We start from the raw sequence: 8,470 nt of genomic DNA, 5'->3' as shown, positions 1-8,470 counted from the left end.
GATGACGATTTTGTCACCACCCAGGCCGAAGAACAAATTGCCGTGGCCACGCAATGGCAGTTAATGTGGTGGCGGTATCGCAAACACCATCTGGCTATGGTGGGCGCTATTATCCTCATTCTCTTTTATAGCATCGTGTTGGTGGCGGATTTTTTGGCCTACGCCAATCCGGAGGCGACGGAAGCAGAGCGTTCCCTGGTGCCGCCGCAGTCAATCCAATGGTTTGACAATAGCCGGTTTAGCCCCTACGTGTATGGCTTTACCGGCATCCGCGACCCCAAAACCTTCAGGCGCGTGTATACGCTTGATCTCGAGAAAAAAATTCCGGTTAAGTTTTTTGCCGAAGGGTTTGAGTACAAGTGGTTTGGCATTATTCCCGGTAATATTCACTTGATTGGGACGGAAGGTGTTCCGGCAGAGGGAACGCTCTTTCTTTTGGGCACAGATTTACAAGGGCGTGATGTATGGTCACGCCTGATGTATGCCACGCGTACCTCGCTGGTCATCGGGCTGGTGAGCGTCGCCCTGAGCCTGATCCTGGGGGTGGTGCTGGGTGGTATTTCCGGTTACTATGGCGGCATCCTGGATGTCATCATCCAGCGTATCATCGAAATTCTACGCTCTATTCCCACCATTCCCTTGTGGATGGGCCTGACGGCGGCGTTACCCTCCAGTTGGACCGTCATGCAGGTCTACTTTGCCATCACCGTTATTATCTCCCTGCTGGGTTGGACCGAGCTGGGACGGGTGGTACGCGGACGGTTTCTCTCGCTGCGTGAGGAAGACTTTGTGATGGCCGCCCGCCTGTCCGGTTGCAGCCGGATGCGCATCATCCTCCGGCATATGGTGCCTTCATTTTGGAGTCATATCATTGCCGCTACCACGCTGGCCATTCCGGCCATGATCATTAGCGAAACAGCCCTGAGCTTTCTGGGGTTGGGCCTGCGTCCACCCGCCATTAGTTGGGGCGTATTATTGCAAGATGCGCAAAACGTCCAAGCTATCGCCATTTCCCCGTGGATGTTGCTGCCCGCCATTCCAGTTGTGGTGGCCGTTTTGGCCTTCAATTTTGTGGGTGATGGCTTACGCGACGCGGCTGACCCTTATGGATAAAATTGACATGGAAAACGAACCCAAAATATTACTATCGGTACAAAATCTCAAAACATATTTCTTTCAGGATGAAGGAACCGTCAGGGCGGTGGACGGCGCTACCTTTGACGTGTATGCCGGGAAAACCGTCGGCATTGTGGGTGAAAGCGGCTGCGGCAAAAGCGTAACGGCCCAATCTATCTTGCGTATTGTCGAAGAGCCGGGGCGCATTGTGGAAGGCAAGATCACGCTGAGTTCCGGCAATGGCACCGAAATTGACTTGACCGCGCTCCCTGCTAACAGTAAACAGATACGTGCTATTCGCGGAGGCGAAATCGGTTTGGTGTTTCAGGAGCCGATGACGTCGTTTAGCCCGGTGCATACGGTGGGTAACCAGCTTGTCGAAACGATTCAACTGCACTGCAGCGTGAATAAGCACGAAGCGAGGGAGCGAGCCATTGAGATACTCGGCCAGGTGGGTGTGCCCAAACCGGAACGCCGCATTGACGAATATGCCTTTGAGTTGAGCGGAGGGTTGCGGCAGCGAGCCATGATTGCCGTAGCCCTTTCGTGCGACCCCCGGTTGCTCATCGCTGACGAGCCAACCACCGCGCTCGATGTGACCACGCAGGCGCAGATTCTCGACCTGCTGCGTCAATTGCAGGAGCAGCGCGGCATGGCCATTATGATGATCACCCACAACCTGGGTGTGATTGCGGAAATGGCCGACTACGTGGTGGTGATGTACCTGGGGCGAGTGGTTGAAGAAGGCCCGGTGGACGATCTGTTCCATTCTCCCCAGCATCCGTACACCAAAGCACTTTTGCGCTCAATTCCCAGTATCGAGTCCACCCCTCGGACCAAACTGCCAACCATCAGCGGCTCCATTCCTCATCCTTATAATCGCCCGTCGGGTTGTCCTTTCTATCCGCGCTGTCCGGATTTTATGCCCGGCACCTGCGACCAGCAGGAACCGGAACTTTTGGCGATCAATGAACGGCAAAAAGTGAGCTGTTTTTTATTTCAAGAAGGTGAAGTTGAACGTGGATAATTCTAACGGTCAAGTGCTACTCGATGTTAAAAACTTGCGTAAGTTCTTCCCCATTCGGAGAGGGGTTTTACAAAGGGTGGTAGGGCACGTCCGGGCTGTAGATGATGTGACTTTTTACATCAACAAAGGTGAAACGCTCTCACTCGTGGGCGAAAGCGGCTGCGGCAAAACAACTACATCGCGCTGCATTTTGCGGGCCATTGACCCAACGGAGGGGCAAATATTCTTTCGCACCAATGGTGGCGAACCGATAGATGTGGCCGCCATGCCCGAAAGCAAGGTACAACACCTGCGCTCCCAAATGCAGATGATCTTTCAAGACCCTTTTTCTTCACTCAACCCGCGGATGACATTGCTTGATATTGTAGGCGAGCCGTTACTGGTGCATGGTGTAAAAAACCGCCAGCAACGGATGGAGCGTGTGGCCGAATTGCTGAATTTGGTGGGGTTGCGGCCGGAGTACATGCGGCGGTATCCGCACGCATTCAGCGGCGGGCAGCGCCAGCGGATTGGTATTGCCCGAGCGCTCGCGCTGAATCCGCAATTGATTGTGGCCGACGAGCCGGTTTCGGCGCTTGATGTTTCGGTGCAGGCGCAGATTCTTAACCTGATGCTGGAACTACAATCGCAATTGGGCCTGACCTATCTCTTTGTGGCGCACGATTTGAGTGTGGTTAAACACATCAGCGAGCGGGTGGCCGTGATGTATGTCGGCAAAATTGTCGAGATAGCGAAGACGGATGAACTCTTTTACCATCCCCGCCATCCTTACACCGAGGCGCTGATGTCGGCGGTGCCCAAGCCCGATCCCCGCCTGCGTTCGGAGCGCATTGTGCTGGAGGGCGAAGTAGCCGACCCGGCAAATCCGCCATCGGGTTGTTATTTCCATCCGCGCTGCCGTTACGCCACCGAGATATGCCGTACCAAAACGCCGGTGCAAGAGGAGATTTCGCCCCGCCATTATGTGAGTTGCCATCGAGCGAACGAAATTGAACTGCGCGGGGTGGTTGCTAAAAAAGGGTAGGGTTAACCCACCATGAAAATCAATACCGCCAAACAAAAATTGCTGCGGGGCGAGCCGGCCTTTGGCTATTCGGCTAAACTTGGCTCGCCGGTTGCGGCCGAGTTTCTTAGCCATAGCGGGATTGATTTTGTGATGCTTGACAGCCAGCATGGTGCCTGGGGACAAAATTTGCTAATGCAGAGCCTCATTGCTGTTTGCGCCGGCCCGGCGATGCCATTTGCCCGGGTAGCGTACAACAGTTTCACTCTGATTGGGCAGTTGCTTGACGCCGGGATATTGGGCCTCATCGTCCCTATGGTGGATACGGTTGAAGAGGCGAAAGCCGTTGTCTCTGCGTGTCGATATCCACCTGAAGGAGAGCGATCATTCGGTTGGGGGCACGCCCTGGCCTATGGCGACGATTACGCAGAGTGGATCACCGAGCAGCTTCTGGTGACGGTGCAAATTGAAAGTGTGCAAGCCGTAGAAAACGCCGAGGCAATCATGGCCGTGCCAGGCATTGACGGCTGCGTGGTGGGGCCGGCCGACCTGTCGCTTTCCATGGGGTTTCCGCCGCGCGAGGCCGCCAACCATCCAGAACATGCCGGCGCTCTAGAGGCTGTGGTGCAGGCTTGTCGCAACACCGGCAAAATCCCGGGTATTGACGTTGGCGCACCGGATACGGTGGTGAAACGGATTGAACAAGGGTTTCGCTTTATCGGTATGGGAAATGATGCCAAATTTGTAACCAACAGCGCCGCGGCCGGCTTGAAGTTGGCCCAACAGGCTGCCGCAAAATTGTGATGCGCGCATAGAGCAATAATTGGAGCAGTGAGCGGTGGCAACAAGTCGTATTATTCGTATCCCGTTTGCAGAGATGAAACAAGAATTCCAGCGGGTGCTGTTGAACGTGGGTTTTACAGCGGATCGGGCCGATCAGTTAGCCAACATCTTTGCCCAAAATAGCCTGGATGGCGTGGTTTCACACGGCTGGAACCGATTTCCTTTCTTTATTCAACAAATTGAACACGGGTCTTTAAATATCGAAGCGGAACCGGAACTTGTTGCGTCTTTTGGCGCGTGGGAACAATGGGACGGCAACCTTGGCCCCGGCCCACTCAATGCGCTGGCTGCTACCAATCGGGCGATGGAACTGGCCCGCGAACATGGCCTGGGTTGTGTGGGGCTACGTAATACCAATCACTGGATGCGCGCCGGTGCGTATGGCCAGGTGGCTGCCGAAGTCGGTTTTGTTTTGTTATGTTGGACCAACGCCACTGCGGTGATGCCGCCGTATGGCAGCCACGATATCCGGTTGGGCAACAATCCACTGGTGCTGGCCGTTCCCCGCCAGGAAGGCCCGGTGGTGCTTGACATGGCCATGACCCAGTTTTCTTTTGGCAAACTGGAAGTGGTCAGCCGCCGTGGTGAAAAACTGCCGGTGCCGGGTGGCTTTGACCAGGCTGGCCGGCCCACTCAGGATGCCACTGTGATTCTGGAATCCGGACGCCCCCTCCCCATCGGCTATTGGAAGGGTTCCGGGCTGGCTTTGTTGCTTGATATGACCGCCACGTTGATTACCGGCGGACTGGCCACCTACCAGATCAGGCAACGCGAAGCCGAATTTGGCATATCGCAAGTGTTTATTGCTTTTGACATTACCCAACCTGTCGGCGCGGCTTGGGTTGAGCAGGAAGTTCAAAATATCATCGCCGATTTGCATCAGGCCCAACCTGACGCATCCGCCGCCGAAGTATTGTTCCCCGGTGAGCGTGTCCTCAGAACCCGCCGGGAGAATCTGACCAACGGCATTCCGGTTGACGAAACCGTATGGCAAGAAATTTTGAATCTATAAGGCCGGTGGTTTGACGGTTTTATGGGCGGCCTTATCTATGGTTTGCGGACTTACCAGAACAATCCGCAGCAGGCGCTCAATTTTGCCGTGGCCGCATCTTGCCTGAAGCACACGATTTTTGGTGACTTCAATATGGTCGCCGTGGCGGAAGTTGAGAAACTGATGGGCGGTGATGCATCTGGCCGTGTCTCCCGCTAAATAAACAAAATAAACATATAACTAAAGAAAACCGGAGTAATCAAAAAATGGAAATTCGATATTCACGAGACCCGCAAAGTTTTACCAGGATGAACACCGCTGAAATCAGAGATGAATTTCTGGTGACTGATCTGTTTGTACCCGATGAAATCAAATTGGTCTATTTACACATTGACCGGATGATTGTGGGGGCAGCTACGCCCACAAAGCAACCCCTGCGCCTTGAAGGTGGCGCGGCTCTGAGGGCTGACTACTTTGCCGAGCGACGCGAGATTGGCGTTTTTAACATTGGTGATGAGGGTAGCATCACCGTTGATGGTCAAGCGTATGGCATGGCTCACCGGGATATGTTGTACATTGGCCGGGGCAGCCAGGCGATAACATTTTCGAGTGCTGATGCCAACCGTCCGGCCCGGTTTTATTTTGTCAGTCTTCCGGCCCACAAGGAATACCCGACGACCCACGTCGCCCTGGGCCAGGCCAACCGGCTCGATCTCGGTAGCAAAGAGGCGGCCAATGAGCGGACTATTTTCCAGTATATTCACGAAAATGGCGTGCCAAGCTGTCAACTGGTTATGGGCCTCACCGAATTGGTTTCTGGCAGTGTTTGGAATACAATGCCGGCCCATACCCACGAACGCCGGTCGGAAGTGTATCTGTATTTCAATTTGACCGGTGACAATGTGGTTTTTCACTTTATGGGCGATCCGCAGGAAACCAGGCACATCGTGGCCAGGGACGGGCAGGTGGCAATTTCTCCCAGTTGGTCAATCCACGCCGGGGCCGGGACCAGCAACTACTGTTTTGTATGGGCGATGGGTGGCGAGAATCAGGCCTTTAGCGATATGGATCTTGCCCCGCTGGCCAACATGGCCTAAAAAAACCTGATGCCCATGTCAGGCAGATGATTAAAGAGTGACTATGAAGACAATTCGGTGGGGCATTATTGGTTGCGGTGATGTAACCGAAGTCAAGAGCGGCCCCGGTTTTCAAAAAGCCAAAAATTCCAACCTGGTGGCCGTAATGCGGCGTAATGGCAACTTGGCCGCGGATTATGCCCGGCGGCATGGCGTGCCAAAGTGGTACGACAACGCCGAAGCCCTCATCCAGGACCCTGAAGTAGACGCCGTTTATGTTGCCACCCCACCGTATGCTCACAAAACGTACACCTTAAAGTGCGCCCAGGCAGGCAAGCCGGTTTACGTGGAAAAGCCGATGGCCATGAACTACGCCGAGTGCCAGGAGATGCTCAAAGCTTGCCGGTCGGCCGGGGTGCCGCTGTTTGTGGCTTACTACCGGCGCAGTTTGCCCCGGTTCTTAAAGGTAAAAGATCTACTTGACGCCGGAGCCATCGGCGAGGTGCGGGGCGTAACAACGGCCCTCTATCTGCCGGTACCGGACGAATTTGACTGGCACTATACCCCTGAGATTGGCGGCGGGGGGAAATTTGTGGATATGGGTTGTCACACGCTCGATTTTCTGGATTACGTTTTGGGGCCAATCCGGTCGGTAAAAGGGTTTGCCGGGAATTTGGGTGGCCATTACCCGGTTGAAGATATTGTCGCCGGCGCATTTGAATTTGAGTCGGGCGTGCAGGCGGTCGGCATTTGGAGTTTTACCACCTTTAACAATTTTGATCAAACTGAGATTATCGGCACTCAAGGTAAAATCAGTTTTTCTTCTTTTGATGCCGAACCGATTACGCTGACCACCATTAAAGGGGTAACTGAGTTTGCCATTGACAACCCCCTTCACGTCCACCAGCCGCTCACGCAGACGATTGTTGATGAGCTAAACGGCCTAGGCCATTGCCCCAGCACCGGCGAAAGTGGTGCTCGAACGAATTGGGTGATGGATCAACTATTAGAAGAATATAGAAAGCATAGAGATTAACGTTTGTCTCTCTGCTGAAACGTCCATTATGGGATTGAGCCTTTGTTCTAGAGGGCGACCGGACGTGCCGCCATTATTTTGGCTCACCCTGGCAGGTAAAAAATGTCACCAATAGATACATCCAACGAAGCGAATCTATCCCAGACGGTGCTAAAGGCACTGGACGTTTTAGAGTGTATCGCCTTGGCCAATCAGCCCTTGTCGGCGGCAAAGGTGGCAAAATTGTGCCATCTATCCCGTCCCACGGCGTACCGGCTCATCTGCACCCTGGCCACCCGCGGCTACGTGGCTCAAGAGGATGACACCCGTTATCGTCTGGGCATGCAAGTTTTGAGCCTGAGCCAAAATGTGCTGGAGTCTCTGGATCTGCCTGAGTTGGCCCGGCCCTACTTGCGCCATTTGAGCGATACAACTCATGAAACCGCCTACTTATCCATTTTAGACAACGACGAGATTCTCTATATTGGCAAAGCAGAAAGCTCCCAATCTGTCCGCACGCATGCCAAGCTTGGTTCGCGTAATTTGTTGCATTGCACGGCGATGGGCAAGGCTATTTTGGCTTTTTTGCCCCCGGCAGAACAAACGCAACTGCTGGAAGGGATAGAATTGATCAAGTTCACCAGGATGACCATTACCAACAAAACAGACCTGATTAAGGAATTGGCCAAAGTCCGCATGCAGAAATATGCGCTGGATAATGAAGAATGTGAAGAAGATATCCGCTGCGTGGGCGCTCCTGTCTTTGATCAAAACGGACGGCCTTTTGCCGCCATCAGCGTGTCGGGGCCGGCTTACCGGGTGACTGCCTCCAGAGTCAGGGAGCTGTCTTTATTAGTCATTGACACGGCTAATGCCATTTCCAGCCGTTTAGGCTACATCCCATAAAAATAACTCTTATTATAAACCGAGGTGTTGACATGACGATTTTAGATTCATTTAAACTCAATGGAAAAGTAGCGTTGGTTACCGGGGCCGGGCGCGGGTTGGGCCAGGCAATGGCAGTTGGCCTGGCCGAAGGTGGCGCAGACATTGCCGGCTTGGACATTGTTTCTGTTGAAGAAACACAAGGCCAGGTGGAAACGCTGGGGCGACGTTTTTTGCCGGTAACTTGCAACTTGCGCGACGCGACCGTGGCCCAATTAAATGAAGTGGTTGGGCAGGTAGTCCAGGAATTGGGCCGGCTGGATATTCTGGTCAATAATGCCGGCATCATCCGCCGGGCGCCGGCCCTGGAATTCAGCGAGGAGTATTGGGACGACGTTATCCAGATTAATCTCAAAGCGCTCTTTTTCCTGTCGCAGGCCGCCGGCAACGTGATGGCCCGGCAAGGGAGCGGCAAAATTATCAACGTGGCCTCAATGTTATCATTTCAAGGGGG

The 8,470-nt window shown here is 53.9% G+C and carries 9 protein-coding genes and 1 pseudogene; all 10 read left to right on the top strand.

Features of this window, described 5'->3' with window-relative positions; genetic code table 11:
* The first annotated feature begins 63 nt into the window (after positions 1 to 63).
* Positions 64 to 1,113, top strand: a complete 1,050-nt coding sequence (locus JW953_14275) for an ABC transporter permease (GenBank protein ID MBN1993862.1) — start codon at positions 64 to 66, stop codon at positions 1,111 to 1,113.
* Positions 1,114 to 1,120: 7 nt separating this feature from the next.
* Positions 1,121 to 2,143 carry an ABC transporter ATP-binding protein gene (locus JW953_14270; GenBank protein MBN1993861.1) on the top strand — a complete coding sequence of 341 codons (1,023 nt, stop codon included), beginning with the start codon at positions 1,121 to 1,123 and terminating at the stop codon, positions 2,141 to 2,143.
* Entirely contained in the window at positions 2,136 to 3,167 is a 1,032-nt protein-coding gene (locus JW953_14265) for an ATP-binding cassette domain-containing protein (GenBank protein ID MBN1993860.1), read from the top strand. Before JW953_14270 ends, JW953_14265 begins: the two co-directional genes overlap by 8 nt.
* A 12-nt stretch (positions 3,168 to 3,179) precedes the next feature.
* On the top strand, positions 3,180 to 3,950 hold the full coding sequence (locus JW953_14260) for a 2-dehydro-3-deoxyglucarate aldolase (GenBank protein MBN1993859.1): 771 nt from the start codon (positions 3,180 to 3,182) through the stop codon (positions 3,948 to 3,950).
* A 49-nt stretch (positions 3,951 to 3,999) separates the two neighbouring features.
* Positions 4,000 to 5,001 (top strand): 3-dehydro-L-gulonate 2-dehydrogenase, encoded by a 1,002-nt coding sequence (gene yiaK, locus JW953_14255; GenBank protein MBN1993858.1) that lies wholly within the window; start codon positions 4,000 to 4,002, stop codon positions 4,999 to 5,001.
* A gap of 12 nt (positions 5,002 to 5,013) precedes the next feature.
* Positions 5,014 to 5,199: pseudogene (locus tag JW953_14250) on the top strand (sugar kinase).
* A gap of 47 nt (positions 5,200 to 5,246) precedes the next feature.
* Positions 5,247 to 6,077 (top strand): 5-dehydro-4-deoxy-D-glucuronate isomerase, encoded by an 831-nt coding sequence (gene kduI / locus JW953_14245; GenBank protein MBN1993857.1) that lies wholly within the window; start codon positions 5,247 to 5,249, stop codon positions 6,075 to 6,077.
* A 43-nt stretch (positions 6,078 to 6,120) separates the two neighbouring features.
* Positions 6,121 to 7,092 carry a Gfo/Idh/MocA family oxidoreductase gene (locus JW953_14240; GenBank protein ID MBN1993856.1) on the top strand — a complete coding sequence of 324 codons (972 nt, stop codon included), beginning with the start codon at positions 6,121 to 6,123 and terminating at the stop codon, positions 7,090 to 7,092.
* A 102-nt stretch (positions 7,093 to 7,194) separates the two neighbouring features.
* The gene (locus JW953_14235) at positions 7,195 to 7,977 is read left to right on the top strand and encodes an IclR family transcriptional regulator (GenBank protein ID MBN1993855.1); all 783 of its coding nucleotides are present in this window, start codon (positions 7,195 to 7,197) and stop codon (positions 7,975 to 7,977) included.
* A 32-nt stretch (positions 7,978 to 8,009) separates the two neighbouring features.
* The coding region (locus JW953_14230; protein ID MBN1993854.1) for an SDR family NAD(P)-dependent oxidoreductase at positions 8,010 to 8,470 on the top strand (461 nt) is incomplete at its 3' end.

The organism is Anaerolineae bacterium (assembly GCA_016931895.1).
Taxonomy (GTDB): Bacteria; Chloroflexota; Anaerolineae; order 4572-78; family J111; genus JAFGNV01.
The sequence above is the reverse complement of the archived record's forward strand: the minus strand, read 5'-3'. Positions and strand labels throughout refer to the sequence as shown.

Coding starts and splice junctions, on each gene's coding strand:
- JW953_14275 (MBN1993862.1), top strand. CDS start 64: ATGTGGTGGCGGTATCGCAAACACCATCTGGCTATGGTGGGCGCTATT.
- JW953_14270 (MBN1993861.1), top strand. CDS start 1,121: ATGGAAAACGAACCCAAAATATTACTATCGGTACAAAATCTCAAAACA.
- JW953_14260 (MBN1993859.1), top strand. CDS start 3,180: ATGAAAATCAATACCGCCAAACAAAAATTGCTGCGGGGCGAGCCGGCC.
- kduI (MBN1993857.1), top strand. CDS start 5,247: ATGGAAATTCGATATTCACGAGACCCGCAAAGTTTTACCAGGATGAAC.
- JW953_14240 (MBN1993856.1), top strand. CDS start 6,121: ATGAAGACAATTCGGTGGGGCATTATTGGTTGCGGTGATGTAACCGAA.
- JW953_14235 (MBN1993855.1), top strand. CDS start 7,195: ATGTCACCAATAGATACATCCAACGAAGCGAATCTATCCCAGACGGTG.